The sequence below is a fragment of the Negativicoccus succinicivorans genome (assembly GCF_014207605.1).
Classification (GTDB): domain Bacteria; phylum Bacillota; class Negativicutes; order Veillonellales; family Negativicoccaceae; genus Negativicoccus; species Negativicoccus succinicivorans.
On the sequence record NZ_JACHHI010000004.1, the window covers coordinates 49,790 to 68,250 of the forward strand.

An 18,461-nucleotide genomic window follows, 5' to 3' on the forward strand; every position below is an offset into this window, starting at 1 on the left:
GCAGTATGATAAATGTATCAGAGATAATAAAAACAACTTATTTACTATGGTTTTAGGTAACAAGTTGGCGTGTGCACTGCGGAGGGTTGGTGGTAAATAATGTGTTATATTCCGGACGGCTGGATAAAAGACAAAAGAAACGAGGACGAGGTACGGCGCTTAATTGCTACTTGTATGGCAGATCTGAAATTTGGAAACGAAGAAGAGAGGGCCGAGGCTCGCTTAAAAGAGCTCGGAGAAGATACTATTCTTAAGGAGCTTAAAAAGGGAACTTTTGCGGGTTTCTAATAAAGACCACCGACGCAGATGCCGAGGTGGTTTTTTATTGCGCAAAATGGAGCGATGTATAGAACGGGTAACGCACATATGGCCCGTGCGTCACGGAAAACTGTATGCGCGGATGAAAGTTTTCTGAGGATTCGCGACGGATGGCCCGTATTGTCGCAGCAATCACATATTGCGGGGCTAAATGTGATAAAATAAACTAAGTTAAAAGGGGGAGTTTATGGCGACAGTCGGTTTGTTGGCGGGGATCGGCAAATTGCCGGTGACGTTTTTGCGCGAGGCGAAGCGCTTGGGGGAACGTGTCGTGACGATTGCCGTCGTCGATGCGGTAGAACCGGAGTTGGCGCAAGAGTCAGATCAGTTTTATCAGATTAAAATCACGAAACTGGGTTCGATACTGAAAACGCTGCAACGGGAAGGCGTGACTGAGGCGACGATGCTCGGCAAAGTCACCAAAGAAATTTTATATGGTAATTTAGGCATCCCGGATTGGCGCGCGCTGCAATTTTTGCGGCGGGTACGGGATCGTAAAGATGATACGATTATGCTGGCATTGGTTGACGAATTGGCGGACATCGGCGTCACCGTTTTGGATCAGACGCGCTATCTCACGCCGTTGATGCCGGCGCCGCAAGTGTTCACGAAACGGCAGCCGACCGCGGCGGAGTGGGATGATATCCGCTTCGGTTTCGCGTTGGCCAAACAGATCGGGGCGCTCGATATCGGCCAGACGGTTGTCGTCGCGCGCCAAGCCGCGATGGCGATTGAAGCGATCGAAGGCACGGATGCCTGCATTATGCGCGGCTGCGCATTGGCGCGTCAGGGCGCGGTGGTCGTTAAAACGGCGAAACCGCAACAGGACGTGCGTTTTGACGTGCCCGCGATCGGTTTGACAACATTGCATTCGCTTCTGGAACACAAGGGCGCGGTGCTTGCGATTGAGGCGCAACGCACTTTATTTGTGGAGCAGGAAGAAGTCATCGCGCTCGCCGATCAAAAAGGCGTGGCGATCTGCGCTGTTTCCGCGGAGTCGTTGTCCCGATGAAAGTATTTTTTTCGGCCGGTGAGGCCTCCGGAGATTTACATGCGGCCGCCGTCGCTCGCGCGCTCAAAGAGCGCGTTCCCGCGCTTGAAATGCAGGGGATGGGCGGCGCGGAAATGCGCGCCGCCGGCGTGACGGTCGTGCATGATATCGCGGACCTGGGGGTGATCGGGATTGCGGAAATTATTCGCAAATTACCGTTTTTCTTTCGGTTGCGTTCGGAACTGGTGGAAGCCATTCGCCGCCAGCAGCCGGATGTGGTCGTCTGCGTGGATTATCCGGGCTTTAATATGAAGCTCGCGCAAGCCGTCAAAAAAGAGCTCGGTATTCCGGTGGTCTACTATATCGCTCCGACGATTTGGGCTTGGCATCGGTCGCGGGGCAAAGCAATTGCGCGGGATACGGCGGCGGTGGCCTCTATTTTTCCGATGGATGTGCCGTTGTATCGGGAAGACGGCGCTCGCGTAGAATTTGTGGGTCATCCGCTGGTGGATTTGGTGCGGCCGGAATGGTCGCAGGATGAAACCCGCGCTTATTTTCAAATGGATCCCGCCAAAAAGCAACTGTTGCTGTTGCCGGGGAGTCGTCGGCAGGAGGTGCAAAGTCTGCTGCCGACCATGCTGACCGCCGCGGAGCTTTTGGCGAAAGAATTTCCGCTCCAATGTTGGTTGCCGCGCGCGAGCACGATTTCCGAGGCGGAGCTTGCGCCGCTTTTGGCCGAGACCGAATTGGATATTCAAATGACGACGTCGCATCTGCATGATTTGATGACGGTATGCGATGCCGCATTGGCCGCCTCCGGAACGGTGACCTTGGAAACCGCGCTGCTCGGATTGCCGACCGTGCTTTGCTATAAAGTGGCGCCGCTTACCTATTGGCTCGGTCGGCGGGTCTTGCAAACCCCGCATATCGGTTTGCCGAATATTGTGGCCGGGCGGGAAGTGATCCCGGAATTTTTGCAGCAGGATGTCACGCCCGAAAACTTGGCGCACGCGGTGGCGTCATGGTGGCGGGATGAGGAAGCATCTCGTCGCCTGCGGGACGATTTAGCCATGGTGCGAGAAAAATTGGGCGCGCCCGGCGCGGTCGGTCGTGTGGCTGACCTTATCATACGAATCGCTGAGGAAAATAATGACTGATTACGCACGTTTATTACATTACGTAGTGCCGTACTGGCGGCGCGGGGTAGCGGCCATCCTGGCCATGATTTTGGGAGCGCTTACCACGCTTGCCGTGCCGTGGATCATTCGTAACATCATTGACGACGTACTGGCCGCGAAAAACTTGGTGGCATTGAACTGGATCGCGCTCGGCATCTTGGTGCTCTTTTTCCTGCGCGGCGTGTTTTCCTATATACAGGGCTACCTGATGAGTTACATCGCGAACCGCGTGATTATTGATATCCGCAATGAAGTCTACGCGCGGGTGCAACGTTTATCGTTGCGTTTCTTTGATACGCGCAAAACCGGCAGCCTGATGAGCCGCCTGACGAATGATATCGGCGCGCTGCAGACCGCGATTGTCGATAATTTCGTCAACATTGTCAAGGAAAGCGTTATCCTGATCGGCTCGCTGGTCGGCATGGTGATTTTACATTGGCGGCTGACGTTACTTTGCATCATTATTGTTCCGTTGGTCAGCATCACCATCAAATATTTTGGTCGAAAACTGAAAAAAAGCGGCCATATGATGCAGGAACGCATCGCCGATGTGACTTCGCATCTGCAGGAAACGATCGGCGGTATTCGCGTAGTTAAATCGTTTTTCCGTGAAGATTATGAAATCGCCCGTTTCCGTCAGATCAATCAGGCGAGTTTCGGCGCGGCGATGAAAGCGGCGCGGCAGTCGAGCCAGCTTTCCCCGATCGTCGAATTTATCGCGGCGATTGCCGTCACCGCGATTATTTGGTACGGCGGTTGGAGCGTTATCGACGGGGAATTGACCGCCGGTGAACTGATCGCGTTTTTGATTTACGCCATTAATTTAGCCAATCCGGTGCGGCGTTTAAGCGCGCTTTACGGCGATATTCAGCGTTCGATGGCAGCCGGTGAGCGCGTGTTCGCGTTGCTGGACGAAACGCCGGACATTCGCGAAAAAGCCGATGCGATCGCGCTTCCCGTACTGCGCGGCGATGTGGTTTTTGACGCGGTTCATTTTCAGTATGAACCCTCCAAAGAAGTACTGTCCGGCATCAGTTTTCATGCCGAGCCGGGCCAAAAAATCGCGTTGGTCGGACCGAGCGGTTCGGGAAAATCGACGATCGCCAACCTGATCCCGCGCTTTTACGATGTGACGGCAGGCGCGATCAAAATTGACGGACATGATATCCGCGATGTGACGTTGGCGTCATTGCGTGAGCAGATCGGCATCGTGCCGCAGGATACCGCTCTTTTCAATACGACGATTGAAGAAAACATTCGCTACGGTCGCTTAGACGCGACGGCGGAAGAAGTGGAGGCGGCGGTACGCGCCGCCAATGCGGAAGAGTTTGTCCGCCAGCTGCCGCAGGGGTTGCAAACGCCGATCGGCGATCGGGGGCTCGTGCTTTCCGGCGGTCAGCGGCAACGCATCGCGATCGCGCGGGCGCTTTTGAAAGATCCGCGGATTCTTATTTTAGATGAAGCCACGTCCGCTTTGGATACGGAAAGCGAACAGCTGGTACAGGCGGCGCTGGAACGTCTGATGATCGGTCGCACCGCGTTTATTATCGCGCACCGGCTGACGACGATTCAGGATGCCGATCACATTTTAGTGATTGATCGCGGCCGCATTGTGGAAAGCGGCACGCATCAATCCTTATTGGCGCTGCACGGTATGTACTACAACCTTTACACGTTACGCTTACAGGGAGACGAGAAATAGTATGTACTGGTTCTACAATATTTGTCTGGTGCTGTATTGGCTGTTGCTGGTGCCGGTATTGATCTATCGCCTGCTCTTTGAAGAAGGGTTTTATGACCGCTTACGGCAGAGCGCGGGCGTCATGCCTCAGCCGGTACTGACGAGCATTGAAAACTGCCACGGCATTTGGGTGCATGCGGCCTCCGTCGGCGAGATTGTGGCGGCCAGTCCCATTGTGCGCGAATTAAAGCAGCGTCTGCCGGAAGAGACCGTGATTGTGTCGGTCGTCACCGCGACCGGTCACCGCATGGCGGAACGGATTATTCCCGAAGCGGATGCGCACATTTTTTTCCCGGTGGATTTACCGATCATTACGGAGCGCATCGTCAATATCGTCAAGCCGAAAGCGATCCTCTTGGTGGAAACGGAACTTTGGCCGAACTTTTTGCAAGTGGCGGAAAAAAATGAAATTCCGGTCATGATGGTCAACGGTCGAATCAGTGACCGCAGCATGAAACGGTACCGCCTGATTTTAGGTTTTACCCGCCGCATGCTGGCGCAAATTCGCTGGTTCTGCATGCAATCCCACACGGACGCCCGCTACATTGAAGAAATGGGCGCGGACCCCGAGCGTGTCCAGGTGACGGGAAATACCAAGTATGATCAGACATATGCCGAAGTCACTCCGGCGGAACGCGACGAACTGCGTCATGAATTCGGTATCGGCGAGGCGCATCCGGTCATCGTGGCGGGTTCGTTTCATGAAGGCGAATATGAAATTTTGCTGGCGAGCTTCGGCGACGTGCGGCGGCAGTATCCCGACGCGAAATTGATCTTGGCGCCGCGGCAGATTCCGGAGGCGGCCAAGGTATTGCAATTGGTGCAAAAATACGGTTTCGTCGGCGCGCGGCGTACGGAATACCATGCCGAAACGGACGCGCCGGTGTCCGTACTCGTGCTGGATACGATCGGCGAACTCGGACGCATTTACAGTTTGGCGGATATCGTGATCGTCGGCGGCAGCTTTGTCAAAGTCGGCGGCCACAATATATTGGAACCGGCGGCGCACGGCAAACCCATTTTAGTGGGACCGCATATGTTCAATTTCAAAGATATTTTCGCCCTGTTGCATAGCGAAGGCGCTTGCCGAATGACGAGCGCGGAAAATCTCACGCGCGATTTGCTGCGCCTTTTGTCCGAGCCGCAGCGACTTGCGCAAATGGGGGCGGCCGCGTTACGATTAGTGGAAGAAAATCAAGGCGCGACCAAGCGCAATGTGGATGCTTTTTGCGCGTTAACCGAACGGGATCCGCTTCATTGGAAAGGAGCCGAACGCAGTGAGCATAGAGCGTAAAGCAACGGAACTTTTTAAAAACGGACCGAAGTCGATCGGTGATCGCGCATTATTGACGACCTTAGGCGGAGTGGAGCGAATCTACTCCTGGAGCGTTAATTTTTGGGCATCCATGTATGAAGCGGGGCACCTTAAACAACATCGTTTGCATGCCTATACCATCAGCGTAGGCAATATTGTGGCGGGCGGCACCGGCAAAACGCCGTTTGTGCAGTACATGGCGCGGCGCTTGCAAAAAGCGGGCGAGCGGGTCGCGATTTTAAGTCGCGGTTACCGCGGCGCGAGTGAAAATACCGGCGCGATTGTCAGCAACGGCGCCGAGATTCTGCTCAATGCCGAGCAGGCGGGAGACGAGCCTTACCTTTTGGCGCGAACTCTGCCGGGGGTCATTGTGGCGGTCGGCAAAAACCGCGCCGTGATCGGCGCGCAGGTCGAAAAATTATTGCATCCGACAGTCATTTTGCTCGATGACGGATTTCAGCATTGGCCCTTGCGACGCGATTACGATATCGTCTTGATTGATGCCACCAATCCGTTCAGCAACGGACGCGTGTTGCCGCGCGGATTATTGCGGGAGCCGTTGGAGCATTTGGAACGTGCGGATGCGTATGTGGTCACCAAAAGTGATCTGGTAACCGAGGCGGAACGGGAGAAAATAGCGGGCGTGTTGGAGCATTTCCGCGCGCATGTGCCGCTGCTTTGGACGGAGCATCGCCCCTTGCAGCCGGTACGCTATGCGCAGTGGCGGAATGGCGAAACCGCGGAGCAGGAAGCACTGCCGCGCCGTTTCATTACATTATGCGCTCTCGGTAATCCCGCTTCCTTTGAAGCGACGGTGGCGGCCGCGGGCTTGGTCGCGCATGATCATTTGCGGCTCCCGGACCACCACATGTATACGCAGGACGATATTCGCCACGCGGAAGGAACCGCCATGAAAGCGGGAGCGCAGGGGATTATTGTCAGCGAAAAAGATGCAGTAAAATTACAGGTATTGCAGCTTCGTGAATCATTCTGGTATGTCCTGCCGATGGAACTGACGGCGACGGCGGGCGAAAATGAGTTTTGGGAACACATGGAGGACGAATGGGAAACCGGTCGATAAAAACCGCCTGTATTATTCCGGCGCGTTACGGCTCGACCCGCTTGCCGGGTAAGCCGCTATTGGATATTGCCGGCAAACCGTTGATTGAGCGCGTCTATGAGCAGGCGAAAAAAGCGAACGTGCCCGCTGCGGTGATTGTCGCGACGGACGACGAGCGGATTCAAAAAGTGGTGGAAGAATTTGGCGGCACGGCGGTTTTGACGCGTCGCGACCATGCCACGGGGACGGATCGACTGGCGGAAGTGGCGCAGCAGCTGGACGACTGCGAAATCATCGTCAATGTACAGGGCGATGAACCGCTGATCGCGCCGGATCTGATTGATCAGTTGGCGACACGTCTGGCCGCGGCCGAGGAATGGTCCATGGCGACGGTGTCGGCGCCGCTGGCGCAAGAGGATTGGCAAAATCCGAATGCGGTCAAACTGGTCACCAATTTGCGGGGGGAAGCGATTTATTTTTCCCGCTCGCTCATTCCGTACCCGCGCCATGAAAATAAATATCAGCCGCGCAAACATATCGGCATTTATGCGTATCGCCGCGATTTTTTGTTGCGCTTTGCCGATCTGCCGGCTACACCGCTCGAAGAAGCGGAGTCGTTGGAGCAGTTGCGGGCGCTGGAACACGGTTATCGGATCGGCGTCATTGAAACCACGAAGAAGTTAATCGGGATCGATACACTGGAAGATCTCCTGCGCGCGCGCGCTTATTTTGAAGGAGGACAGCAAAATGAAACCGGTAACGATCGGTAATTTACGCTTGGATGGAAGTCGGCTGTTTTTAATCGCCGGGCCTTGCGTCATTGAAGAATACGAACGGACCAAAAAAATCGGCGAAACCTGCCGAGATATTTGCGCCAAACTGGGCATTGATTACATTTTCAAGGCTTCGTTTGACAAAGCGAACCGCTCCTCGTACCAATCGTTTCGCGGCCCCGGGCTGGAAAAAGGTTTAGCGATTCTCGCGCAGCTGAAAGAGGAACTGCGCGTACCGATCCTGTCGGACATCCATTCGGTGGAGCAACTGGAACCGGCGGCGCAGGTCTTGGATATTTTACAAATTCCCGCGTTTTTATCGCGGCAGACGGATTTAGTTTACGGCGCGGCTAAGACGGGTAAGCCGGTCAACGTCAAAAAAGGGCAGTTCATGGCGCCGGAAGACATGGAAAACGTGCTTCATAAAATGCAGGAAGCCGGCAATGAAAATCTGTTGCTGACGGAACGCGGCGCAAGCTTCGGCTATCACAACCTGGTCGTGGATATGCGCGGCTTTCCGATCATGCAGCAATGGGGCTACCCCGTGATCTTTGACGCGACGCACAGCGTGCAGTTGCCGGGCGGCGCGGGTACGCATTCGAGCGGGCAGCGCGAATTCGTGCCGTATCTCGCGCGGGCGGCAGCCGCGGCGGGAGCGGACGGTTTCTTCATGGAAGTGCATGACAATCCTGACGAAGCTCTTTCCGACGGACCGAACATGCTGCGCCTGGACGACTTGGAAGCCTTATTGACCGATCTTAAAGCGATTTTTGAAATTGTCAAACGGAGTGAAATACGATGACCATTCAAACGACGATGGAACATGTTCTGCGCACGGAAGCGGCCGGCATTTTAGCCTTGGCCTCGCGGTGGGACGAGTCGTTTGCCGAGGCGGTACGCATGATGAATGACGCCGCGGGGCGCATCGTCGTCACCGGCATGGGGAAATCCGGACATATCGCGCGTAAAATTTCCGCGACGCTGGCCAGCACCGGCACGCCGTCCTTCTTTCTGCATCCCGCGGAGGCGATCCACGGCGACTTGGGCATGGTAACGGAAGATGATGTGGTGCTTGCGCTTTCCAACAGTGGCGAGACCGGAGAGATCATCGGCATTTTGCCGTCATTGCGCAGAATCGGCGCGCGCTTGATTGCCGTCGTCGGCAATCCCGGGTCGACCTTGGGAAAACGCGCCGATATCACTTTGGATGTCAGCGTGGAAGAGGAAGCCTGCCCGCTGGGTTTGGCGCCGACAACCAGCACCACCGTCGCCTTGGCGGTAGGGGATGCGTTGGCGATCGCCTTAATGGAAATGCACGGTTTCACCGCGGATCGGTTCGCGCTGTTTCATCCGGGCGGATCACTCGGGCGCAAACTTTTGTTGACGGTCGCTGACATCATGCATAAAGAGGAACAGAACCCTGTCGTGGTCTTGACGACAACCGTGCAAAACGCGCTTTTTGAAATGACGGCCAAAGGCCTCGGTGCCACATCAGTCGTTGATGAACAGGGCGCATTGGTGGGTCTGGTGACCGACGGCGATATTCGTCGGGCGCTGGAAAAAGGAACCGAAGTATTACAGGTTTCGGTGGCTGAAATTATGACGCGTGATCCGCATGTTATTACGTCTGAAAAACTAGCGGCGCAGGCCTTGCATGTCATGCAGAGTCATGAGCCGCGACCGATTACCGTATTACCGGTGGTCGGCGACGCGTCGCAGCCGATCGGCATGGTGCATCTGACCGATTTATTACGGCAGGGGGTAGTATAATGGCGGATATCAAGAAACTGAAGCTCTTAGTATTTGATGTCGACGGCACACTGACGCCGGCGACGATCGAGATCGGCAACGACGGCGAGCTCGCGAAATCGTTTTCGGTTCGTGACGGCCTGGCGATGGCGCTGGCGCCGTACGCGGGATTGAAAATTGCCTTGCTCACGGGCCGCAGTTCCAAGATTACGCAACATCGCGGGGAAGAGCTGAAAGTGGCGTTTTGCCGGCAAGGCGTGCAGAATAAAGTGGCCGAGCTTTCCCAAATCATCGCGGAAGAAGGATGGAGCTGGGAAGAAATCGGTTACATGGGCGATGATTTGAATGATCTCGGCGTGCTGGCGCGCGTCGGCTTCGCGGCGGCGCCGGCCGATGCCGCGTTGGAAGTGCAGGATTGCGCCGACTGGATTGCCAGTCGCAACGGCGGTGACGGCGCCGCGCGCGAATGGATTGAAATGGTTCTGAAAGCACAGGGCCGTTGGGATGAACTGGTGCAATTTTACAAAAACCAGTCCAGCGAAGAATCGGTATAAGGACGAAGGGACGATGGCTGTGAACGCGGAGTATACTTTTTGGAACACGATGAGCCGAATGCTTTGCCAAATGCGTTATGAACGTGTTTTGGCGATCGGCCGTTGGCTGGGTCCGACCGTTTTACAACGCTTGAAAAAACCGCGTGATCGCGCGCTTTCCCAAATGATGACCGGACTTTCGCTCACGCGTGAAGAAGCCGAACCGTTACTGCAGCAACATTTTGAACATCTCGGCATGACGGCGCTCGAAGTGCTTTATACGCCGCGGCTCGTGGCGGAACGGGAGCATTTAGAACGTTATATTACGATGGATCATCCCGAGCGTTTGCATGCCGCGCTTGCGGAGCAACGCGGCGTGATCGGTCTGACGGCGCATATCGGCAACTGGGAGTGGCTCGGAGCGGGACTTGCGCTGGCGGGATTTCCCACCACCACGATTGCGAAACGGCAGCCCAATGACACGGTGACGGCGCTTTTAAATCGTTTCCGCACGATGGCGGGACTGGATGTATTTCATAGCGGCGGTTCCGAAATCATCGGCGCCGCAAGAGCGATCAAACGCAAAAAAATTCTCGGCTTTTTAGCCGATAAAGACGGCGATGTCAACGGCGTGCCGGTGATGTTTTTGAATCGCGTTTCGTCCGCGGTAGAGGGGCCGGCCGTGTTCGCGCGTCGGTTTAAATCGCCGATTGTGCCGTTGTTTATTCGCCGCCGCGAAGATCTGAGCGGGCATGTGATCCATATCGGCGAGCCCTTTTACTATGAAGACACGGGTGACGAGCAAGCGGATGTCGACCGTTTAATGCAGCGTTGTACGCGGGAAATAGAAGATTTTATTCTCCGCTACCCGCCGGAATGGTTGTGGGTCCAGCGGCGTTGGTGGACGGAGCCGGAACAAATGCGACGGTATCGGGGAGACGAGGCGGTGCGATGATGAAACAACCGAAATGGTGGCTGTTGGCGATCGGCGCGCTGTTGCTGTTTGCCGGCGGTATTTGGTACGCTTTTTTCGGCGTCGGACCGGAACCGGCTTCGGATCAGGAGACCGCCTTGGTCGAATTTAAAGGCGCGGATCTTCACCAGGAAGAAAATGGCGAATTGATTTGGAAACTGTCCGCCAAGCGTATCATGATGAATCCAAAGACGCGCGTCTTGTACCTGGAAGAAGCGGAAGCGTTATTCAGCGACGGTCCGCATCAAATTCATGTCCAGGCAAAAAAAGGCGAAGTCGATAATATACAAAAAACGGTGCGGCTGATGGGAAGCGTCGAAATTCGCAGCGATAACGATACCTATGTCAAAGTCAATAATCTTTTGTACGATGGCGGCACCGGTAAACTCACCGCGACGGACGGCATTCGTCTTGAGCGGAACGGCATGGTACTCACCGGCGACAATTTGGTCGCCGATCGCGCGTTGCGACAGGCCACGGTAAGCGGCAACGTGCGGCTCGTGAAGGGGGATGAAGCGCAATGAATAAACGATGGATAAAAACAACGGCGCTTGCGCTTTTTGTCATGACGACATGGAGCGTCGGCGCGGTCGATACTACGATTACGGCGGATACGCTGACGTATAACGGCAATGAGGATACGGCACAGGCGAAGGGAAATGTCGTGATTACGCGCGGCACGGCGGAAATGACCGGCGCCGAGGGCATTTACCATTTTGCCGATCAAAGCGCGACACTGTCCGGCGGCGTTTCCTATGTCGACGGCGCGACTTCGCTCACCGCGGCCACGGTGACGGCCTATGCCGATCAATCGCTGGCGGCGTCGGGCGGCGTGGAAATGCATGCGGATGACCGCACCTTGCGCGGAACCACTGTCACCTATCGTCCGTCGGACGGTTACGGCACGATTGACGGCAATGCGTACTTGGCCGTACCGGGTACGGAAATGACGGCGGGCCACGTCGAAGCCTATGTGAATGAAATTCGCATGATCGGCACGGGCGGAGTCAGCCTTTCGCATCCGGCGCAGGCGTTTGCAGCCACGGCGGATGCGATCACGTACACGCAAACGCCGGGCGCGGATGACGGTTTCGCCGTGCTCACGGGTAACGCGCATGCGGTGCAGAACGGTAACACATTGAACGGGCCGGCGCTGGAAGTACGCTTGAAAGAGCAGGCGGTCGAAACGAAGGGGCGCAGCACGCTCGTCATCAGCGGCGGGCGATAAGATGCGGCTCGCTACTCATAATCTCACGAAATCCTACCAGAAGCGCCGCGTGGTCGACGGCGTCAGCGTTCATGTCGAACGCGGCAAAGCGGTCGGCCTGCTGGGGCCTAACGGAGCGGGTAAAACCACCACCTTTTATATGATGGTCGGTATCGTGCGTCCGGACAGCGGCACGATTACGGTCGATGACACGGATATTACGCGGGAGCCGATTCATAAACGGGCGCGGTACGGCATCGGCTATTTGCCGCAGGAAGCATCTGTTTTTCGTAAGCTCAGCGTGCGTGACAACCTCTTGGCGATCTTGCAAACGCGGGAGGATTTGACGCCGAAGGAACGCGATGAACGGGCGAACGCGTTGCTGAAAGAATTCGGCCTTGAACGCGTGGAAACGCGGTTGGGCAGCCAACTTTCCGGCGGGGAGCGTCGGCGCGTGGAAATTGCGCGCTGTTTGTGCCATGATCCGCAATTTATTTTGCTCGATGAGCCGTTTGCGGGCGTCGATCCCATCGCGGTCGCGGATATTCAATCCGTCATTTCCCATTTGCGGGAGCGCGATATCGGCGTGCTGATTACCGATCATAATGTGCGTGAGACCTTGGCGATTGTGGATCACGCTTACATTTTGAATGAAGGAAAAATTCTTCTTGAAGGCGATGCCAATACGGTGGCGGAACATCCGTTGGCGCGCAAGTTTTATCTTGGTGAGAATTTCCGCTTAACCTAAACGCTGTGGAAAAATGTGATAAGATAAAAGGAGCAAGAGCAGGAGATACGTATGCGGATTTTAGATAAATACATGTTACGGGAGTTTGTCGCGCCTTTTTTATTTGGTGTCGCCGCGTTTACCGCGATCTTCATCGGCGCTGACTTGCTGTTCCGTATCGCGCAGCTTTTGACTTCTTACGGGGCTTCCGTCTGGGCGGTCACCAAGGTATTTTTCCTGGCCTTGCCGAAGATTATTGTCTACACCTTCCCGATGTCGGTTTTGCTGGGGGCGTTAATGGCCGTCGCGCGAACATCGGGCAGCAGCGAGCTCATCGTCATGCGCACGGCGGGGCAAAGCTTCACACGTCTTATCGCGCCGATTATCGCGTTGAGTTTGGTCATCAGCATGGCGACGGTATTATTTAATGAATACGTTGTGCCGGCCGCCACATACGCGTACGAATACACCATTGATCACGAAATCAAGAATAACGTCAAACCGCAGGTGCATGAACACATCGTTTTGAAAGACGTCAACGATGACTCGATCGGGCATTTGCTGTACGCGCGTAAGTACGATGATAAACGCGAAGTTTTGCAGACGATTACCATTCAGGAATTCCAAAACAATCAGCTGGTGCGGATTGAAAACGCGCCCGAGGCGCGTTGGCAAGACGGTCATTGGATAGTATCCAACGGCACTGTTTACGATATTTCGGGCGGCGACGGCGTCGATCGCATGCTGCATTTTGAAGAACAGGTCTTGCCGTTCACGACGACACCGACGCAGGTGACGGAAGTAAAGAAAAAGCCGGAAACGATGACGATTCGTGAATTGACGCAGCAGATACAGGCGTTTGAAGCGGCGTACGTCGATACGACACGCCTGCAAATGGAACTGCACCAGCGGTTTTCATTACCCTTCGCCAGTTTTGTATTTGCGTTGATCGGCGCGCCGCTCGGTGTGCAGCGGCAGCGTTCTTCATCGTCCCTCGGTTTCGGACTGAGCGTCATTGTTATTTTCATCTACTATGCGTTAATGACATTTACCGCTGCGCTGGGCGAGGGACATGTGTTCGCGCCGGCGGTGGCGGTTTGGTTGCCGAATATATTGGCGGCCGTGGCAGGAGTCATCTTGATCCGGCGCGCCTCACGATAAAGGAGCAGGTATGGAAATCGGCATTTTAATCTTTTGCGTGCTGGCCGTCATGGGCGGTTTGATCGCTTTCTTGGGCGATAAAATCGGCAGTAAGGTCGGTAAAAAAAGAATTTCTCTCTTCGGCATGCGACCGAAACACACGTCGATTTTGGTTACGGTACTCACCGGTATCATGATCGCCGCGATGACGATCGGCGTTCTCAGCGCTCTTTCCGAGAACGTTCGGACGGCGCTTTTCGGTATGGAACAGTTGCAGGGCGAACTGAGCCGTTTGGGCAGCGAAGTGCAGCAAAAGAATGCTGAATTGGAACGCAGTAAAGCGCAACTGGCGGAACAGACTACGGAATATAATCACATGACCGAACGCGTGCGCGAAACGAATACGCAACTGGCGCTGGCGCAGGAACAGGAAAGCTACATGCGCGCGCAACTGCAAGTGGTGGAAGATGCGTATCGTAAAGCGCAGGCCGATGTGCATGCCTCCGCCGAAGAAATCGCCCAATTGGAAACGATGCGCGGCGAACTGACCGAAAATATTCAGAAACTCGATGCGGAAGCGGAACGTTTACGCACCAATATCGTCAGCCTGCGGGAAGGGCAAGTCATCTTCCGTGTCGGTCAGATACTTTCCAGCGCCGTTGTCGAAAGCCACTTGAACGCCGATCAGGCGCGGCAGGTCTTGGCGAATGTGTTGAATGATACGAACCGGCGGCTGCAAAAACAGCTTAATACGCAGGAAGACACCACGCTCATTCGCGTGCTGCCGGCGACATTGGAGAAAGCATCGGCGGAGTTACAGAATTCCGCGCAGAAAAAACTGGTTCGCGTTGTGGCGGCGGGCAACATCATCTATGGCGAACCCGCCTGGGTCGACTTTGTCATTCATGACGATCTGCTGTTGTATCGGCAAGGCGAAACGGTGTATGCAACGGACCTTTCCGCCTACAACGGTCGCGCCAATGTCGAAATGCGCGTGTTGCAATTCCTGCAGGATGTCAATCAGCACGCGACGCAAAAAGGCGTCTTGCCGGATCCGTTGACGGGCACCGTCGGTCAGGTGGACGGATTGCAGTTGTTTAATACCATTCAGGAAATCGCGGCTAAGGGGGGCGACGTCAATCTCCGTGCCGTGGCCAAACAGGACATTTATACGGAAGGGCCTGTGCGAATCGATATTATCGTCACTGCGAAATAAATAATTCATCCCCGCTGCGGCGGGGATTTTTGTGGGAAAAAGAGGAAGTATGATTTTAGCCATTGATCCGGGTTCGGCGAAAACGGGAACAGCGGTTGTCCGTGAAGACGCTGAGCTGATACATAAAGAAATTGTTCCGACAAACGATTTGGTGCCGTTCTGCCAAACCGTTTTTCAGCAGTATCCGATCACGCAAATCGTCAGCGGCAACGGCACGCGCAGTAAAGAAATCGGACATATTTTAGCGCGGTTGGCGCAAGAGCATGAAATCGGCTATACGACAGTCGATGAAAGCTATACTACGGAAATGGGAAAAATCCGTTACTGGCGGTACACTCCGCGGCAAGGCTGGCGCAAACTGATTCCGACATCATGGCAGACGCCGCCGGAACCGGTGGATGATTTTGTCGCTTGGATTATTGCGGAAATTTATTTGGGCAACGATATGCCGGAACAGCTGGCGCATGCCCGCAGGAGGAAACAATGAAAACCGCGGAAACAGGACATGTAAAAAAGACGCTGACCGTTTCGCATTATTTTAATATCGGCTTCGGCGCGATTGTCGGTACCGGCTGGATTTTGATGGTAGGCGATTGGGTCATTGTCGGCGGCGGCCCGCTGGCGGCTATGTTGGCCTTTTTGCTGGGCGCGCTGACGCTTTTGCCGATCGCGGCGGTATTTGGGGAACTTACCTCCGCCATTCCTATCTCGGGCGGTATTGTCGAATACATTGAACGCGCGTTCGGCAGCAAGGCGTCCTTTGTCGCCGGTTGGTTGCTCGCGTTCGGAGACGGCGTTTTATGCCCTTGGGAATCATTGGCCGTGGCAACGATCATAACGCAACTTGTCGCCGAAATTTTCCCGGTTTTACGCGCATATAAGCTGTATACGATCATGGGGTCGGACGTCTATCTGTATCCGGTGTTGATCGCCTTGCTGTTTTCCGGCTACGTCATCTGGCAAAACTTTCGCGGCTCACTGCAAATGGCGCGTCTGCAGACCTTTTTAACGCGCACGCTGCTCTTCGGCATGTGCGTGGCGATGGCGGTCTCCTTCTTTAAAGGCAGTCCGCAAAATTTTTTGCCGTGGTTTGAAGTCGTGACCGGTCCCGCGGCGGCGACCAACGGAACGAATTTTTGGACGGGTCTCGCCGCGGTGCTCGTATTGACGCCGTTTTTCTACACTGGTCTGGATACGATTCCCGACCAGGCGGAAGAAGCGCATGAAGATCTCGACTGGCACCAATTCGGCCGCGTCATCAGCTGGGCGCTGTTGGCTTCCTGCGTGTTTTACCTCGTTTGCATTTATGCCTTCAGTACGATTTTACCGTGGACGGAATTTGTCAAAATGCCGATCCCGGCGCTCTCCAGTTTACAATCGATCCACTTTTATCTGTATGTGGTCATGCTCACCATTGCGACGATCGGACCGCTCGGACCGATGAATTCGCTTTTTTCGGCGACGGCCCGCATCATGCTGGCGATGGGACGCAAAGGGCAACTGCCCGCCGTCTTCGCGCATGTCGATCCGAAATCGGGCACGCCGAAAGCGGCCAATATTTTACTCGCGGTATTGACCGTCATCGGACCGTTTCTGGGTTACAGCATGCTGTTGCCGCTCACCGAAGTCGCGGCCTTGGCCTTTATCGTGCCGTGCACCATGGTGACGATGGCTTGCTACCGTCTGCGTGATCTCGAGCCGGACTTGCCGCGGCCGTACAAAGTGCCGGGCGGAAAAGTCGGCATCGGCGCGGGCGTTCTCGCCGGCGGCGCCGTGATTGCGCTGCTGGTGGTACCGGGCAGCCCCGCCGCGTTGACTTGGGTCGAGTGGTTGATTTTATGCGGTTGGCTATGTTTCGGCGCGGTCTTATACATGTTCCGCGGCAAGCGTGTGCAGAAAGCGCAGAATTGACACGTCTTGACAAAACTGATAAAATTACCCTGTTATACCGCAGACTCGGGGCATAGCGCAGTTTGGTAGCGCACCTGATTTGGGATCAGGGGGTCGCAGGTTCAAATCCTGCTGCTCCGACCATTCGTCCCAGTAGCTCAGTTGGATAGAGCAACGGCCTTCTAAGCCGTGGGCCGGGGGTTCGAATCCCTCCTGGGACACCATACAAAAAACACCTTTGCTAACGCGGAGGTGCTTTTTATTATCTGCTTTTTCGACCGACGCTACGGATGATCGTGCTAAAATAAAAACCAAGGAGGGCGGCGCATGCTTCGGTATGGAAAATTGGACAGTTGGCGCGGGTTTTGGCTTGTGAATATGATCGTCTACCATGCCGTGTGGGATCTTCTTTTTTTCGGGACCCCGCAACGCTTGGATTTACTTTTCAGCGCGCCACTGGTCATTTGGCAACAAGCCATCTGCTGGTCCTTTATTTGGCTTTCGGGATTTGTGGTCGGTATCGGTAAGCGACCGTTACGACGCGCCATTACTATCCTGTTGGCGGGCGCCTTGGTGACTCTGACGACGCTGTGGGTATGGCCGGAGATGGCGATTTGGTTCGGCATTTTGACCTGCATCGGTTCGTGCATGCTGCTGACAAGTTGGCTGTTGCCTCTGCTGCGTCGCGTTCCCGCCCAAGCAGGTTGGTGGCTCAGCGCCCTGTTCTTTGCGCTGACATTTCAAGTAGCTGACGGCATATTGGGCAACGCGTTCTTGTTTTCGATTGCGCTGCCGGAATATTGGTACAGCGGAATGATAGCAACGTACTTCGGTTTGCCGGATCCGCAGTTTCAGTCGCTTGATTATTTCCCCTTGTTTCCGTGGATATTTTTATTTTTGAACGGATACTTTTTATTTCGTCATGGCGCCGCGAAGGGACAGCTTTCAAAACTCGTCACGACGAATTTTCCGATCTTGGCGTTGCTCGGCCGGCATACATTACCGATTTATTTACTGCACCAACCGATCTTGTATCTTTTGTTCATGATTTTTCTATCAACGTGAGCGTGAGCCAAAAGCATCAACTAAACGAAAACGCGGTCGGTGGCGGCGCATAAATACGAGAAAGAGGGGTTGAAAGCAGTCATTGGCGAGAAACAATGCGATAGGCAAAGCGTTATATGACTGGCGCGCTGCGGCGTGAAAAAGACCGGCAATGCGAAAAAGCAAGGCCGAAATACCTGCTACGGTGCGCGAGGTGCTAAATTATTTCTTTACAAAAGGCGCCCTGCGTAATATAATATACTTTGTCATGGACCACTAGCTCAGCTGGCAGAGCACCTGACTCTTAATCAGGGTGTCCAGGGTTCGAACCCCTGGTGGTCCACCACCCTTTTCCCCGCGGCCGTCCTACCGCGGGGTTTTACTTTGTCATGCAATCTTGACAAAAAGACATGATTTCTGTATACTATGAGCGTTACACATGGGGGTATAGCTCAGCTGGGAGAGCGCTTGAATGGCATTCAAGAGGTCAGCGGTTCGATCCCGCTTATCTCCACCAAATCAAAAATCCGTAAACTTCGGTTTACGGATTTTTTGTTGAAATATACGGCGGTTTCCCGCGGGAAAAGGGGCGCAATAAAAAAAGAG

At 54.7% G+C, this 18,461-nt stretch carries 18 protein-coding genes and 4 tRNA genes; all 22 read left to right on the forward strand.

Annotation, left to right across the window (positions count from 1 at the left end):
* Positions 1-505 precede the first annotated feature (505 nt).
* The 22 genes from HNR45_RS04990 to HNR45_RS05095 all read left to right on the forward strand — a co-directional run bounded on the left by HNR45_RS04990 (position 506) and on the right by HNR45_RS05095 (position 18,372).
* A complete protein-coding gene (locus HNR45_RS04990) occupies positions 506-1,330 on the forward strand; it encodes an LpxI family protein (RefSeq protein ID WP_159822333.1) in 825 nt (274 codons plus the stop codon).
* Positions 1,327-2,466 carry a lipid-A-disaccharide synthase gene (lpxB, locus tag HNR45_RS04995; RefSeq protein ID WP_159822331.1) on the forward strand — a complete coding sequence of 380 codons (1,140 nt, stop codon included), beginning with the start codon at positions 1,327-1,329 and terminating at the stop codon, positions 2,464-2,466. Before HNR45_RS04990 ends, lpxB begins: the two co-directional genes overlap by 4 nt.
* On the forward strand, positions 2,459-4,189 hold the full coding sequence (gene msbA / locus HNR45_RS05000) for a lipid A export permease/ATP-binding protein MsbA (protein ID WP_159822329.1): 1,731 nt from the start codon (positions 2,459-2,461) through the stop codon (positions 4,187-4,189). Before lpxB ends, msbA begins: the two co-directional genes overlap by 8 nt.
* Position 4,190: 1 nt before the next feature.
* Positions 4,191-5,522: a 3-deoxy-D-manno-octulosonic acid transferase gene (locus HNR45_RS05005; protein ID WP_159822327.1), complete on the forward strand. Its 1,332-nt coding sequence runs from the start codon at positions 4,191-4,193 to the stop codon at positions 5,520-5,522.
* Positions 5,506-6,624, forward strand: a complete 1,119-nt coding sequence (gene lpxK / locus HNR45_RS05010) for a tetraacyldisaccharide 4'-kinase (RefSeq protein WP_159822325.1) — start codon at positions 5,506-5,508, stop codon at positions 6,622-6,624. The genes HNR45_RS05005 and lpxK overlap by 17 nt, the downstream gene beginning before the upstream one ends.
* Positions 6,621-7,373 (forward strand): 3-deoxy-manno-octulosonate cytidylyltransferase, encoded by a 753-nt coding sequence (kdsB, locus tag HNR45_RS05015; protein ID WP_159822437.1) that lies wholly within the window; start codon positions 6,621-6,623, stop codon positions 7,371-7,373. The genes lpxK and kdsB overlap by 4 nt, the downstream gene beginning before the upstream one ends.
* Positions 7,351-8,178: a 3-deoxy-8-phosphooctulonate synthase gene (kdsA, locus tag HNR45_RS05020; protein WP_159822323.1), complete on the forward strand. Its 828-nt coding sequence runs from the start codon at positions 7,351-7,353 to the stop codon at positions 8,176-8,178. Before kdsB ends, kdsA begins: the two co-directional genes overlap by 23 nt.
* Complete coding sequence (locus tag HNR45_RS05025) at positions 8,175-9,146, forward strand: KpsF/GutQ family sugar-phosphate isomerase (protein WP_159822321.1); 972 nt, start codon at positions 8,175-8,177, stop codon at positions 9,144-9,146. The genes kdsA and HNR45_RS05025 overlap by 4 nt, the downstream gene beginning before the upstream one ends.
* Positions 9,146-9,679: a KdsC family phosphatase gene (locus HNR45_RS05030; RefSeq protein WP_034436694.1), complete on the forward strand. Its 534-nt coding sequence runs from the start codon at positions 9,146-9,148 to the stop codon at positions 9,677-9,679. The genes HNR45_RS05025 and HNR45_RS05030 overlap by 1 nt, the downstream gene beginning before the upstream one ends.
* A gap of 13 nt (positions 9,680-9,692) precedes the next feature.
* Positions 9,693-10,613, forward strand: a complete 921-nt coding sequence (locus tag HNR45_RS05035; RefSeq protein WP_159822319.1) for a lysophospholipid acyltransferase family protein — start codon at positions 9,693-9,695, stop codon at positions 10,611-10,613.
* Positions 10,610-11,155, forward strand: coding sequence for an LPS export ABC transporter periplasmic protein LptC (lptC, locus tag HNR45_RS05040; protein ID WP_159822317.1), 546 nt, complete (start codon positions 10,610-10,612; stop codon positions 11,153-11,155). Before HNR45_RS05035 ends, lptC begins: the two co-directional genes overlap by 4 nt.
* Positions 11,152-11,859, forward strand: coding sequence for an LptA/OstA family protein (locus tag HNR45_RS05045; protein ID WP_159822315.1), 708 nt, complete (start codon positions 11,152-11,154; stop codon positions 11,857-11,859). The genes lptC and HNR45_RS05045 overlap by 4 nt, the downstream gene beginning before the upstream one ends.
* 1 nt (position 11,860) lies before the next feature.
* Positions 11,861-12,586, forward strand: coding sequence for an LPS export ABC transporter ATP-binding protein (lptB, locus tag HNR45_RS05050; protein ID WP_159822313.1), 726 nt, complete (start codon positions 11,861-11,863; stop codon positions 12,584-12,586).
* Between the two features lie 51 nt (positions 12,587-12,637).
* Positions 12,638-13,726, forward strand: coding sequence for an LptF/LptG family permease (locus tag HNR45_RS05055; RefSeq protein WP_159822311.1), 1,089 nt, complete (start codon positions 12,638-12,640; stop codon positions 13,724-13,726).
* A gap of 10 nt (positions 13,727-13,736) precedes the next feature.
* A complete protein-coding gene (locus HNR45_RS05060; RefSeq protein ID WP_159822309.1) occupies positions 13,737-14,921 on the forward strand; it encodes a DUF3084 domain-containing protein in 1,185 nt (394 codons plus the stop codon).
* Positions 14,922-14,970: 49 nt separating this feature from the next.
* Positions 14,971-15,408 (forward strand): RuvC family protein, encoded by a 438-nt coding sequence (locus tag HNR45_RS05065; RefSeq protein WP_034436679.1) that lies wholly within the window; start codon positions 14,971-14,973, stop codon positions 15,406-15,408.
* Positions 15,405-16,832 (forward strand): APC family permease, encoded by a 1,428-nt coding sequence (locus tag HNR45_RS05070; protein ID WP_159822307.1) that lies wholly within the window; start codon positions 15,405-15,407, stop codon positions 16,830-16,832. The genes HNR45_RS05065 and HNR45_RS05070 overlap by 4 nt, the downstream gene beginning before the upstream one ends.
* A gap of 46 nt (positions 16,833-16,878) precedes the next feature.
* Positions 16,879-16,955, forward strand: a tRNA-Pro gene (locus HNR45_RS05075).
* A gap of 3 nt (positions 16,956-16,958) precedes the next feature.
* Positions 16,959-17,035, forward strand: a tRNA-Arg gene (locus HNR45_RS05080).
* Positions 17,036-17,138: 103 nt separating this feature from the next.
* Positions 17,139-17,876, forward strand: coding sequence for a heparan-alpha-glucosaminide N-acetyltransferase domain-containing protein (locus tag HNR45_RS05085; protein WP_159822305.1), 738 nt, complete (start codon positions 17,139-17,141; stop codon positions 17,874-17,876).
* Positions 17,877-18,125: 249 nt separating this feature from the next.
* A tRNA-Lys gene (locus tag HNR45_RS05090) sits at positions 18,126-18,201 on the forward strand.
* A gap of 95 nt (positions 18,202-18,296) precedes the next feature.
* Positions 18,297-18,372 (forward strand) — tRNA-Ala (locus tag HNR45_RS05095).
* Positions 18,373-18,461: the final 89 nt, after the last annotated feature.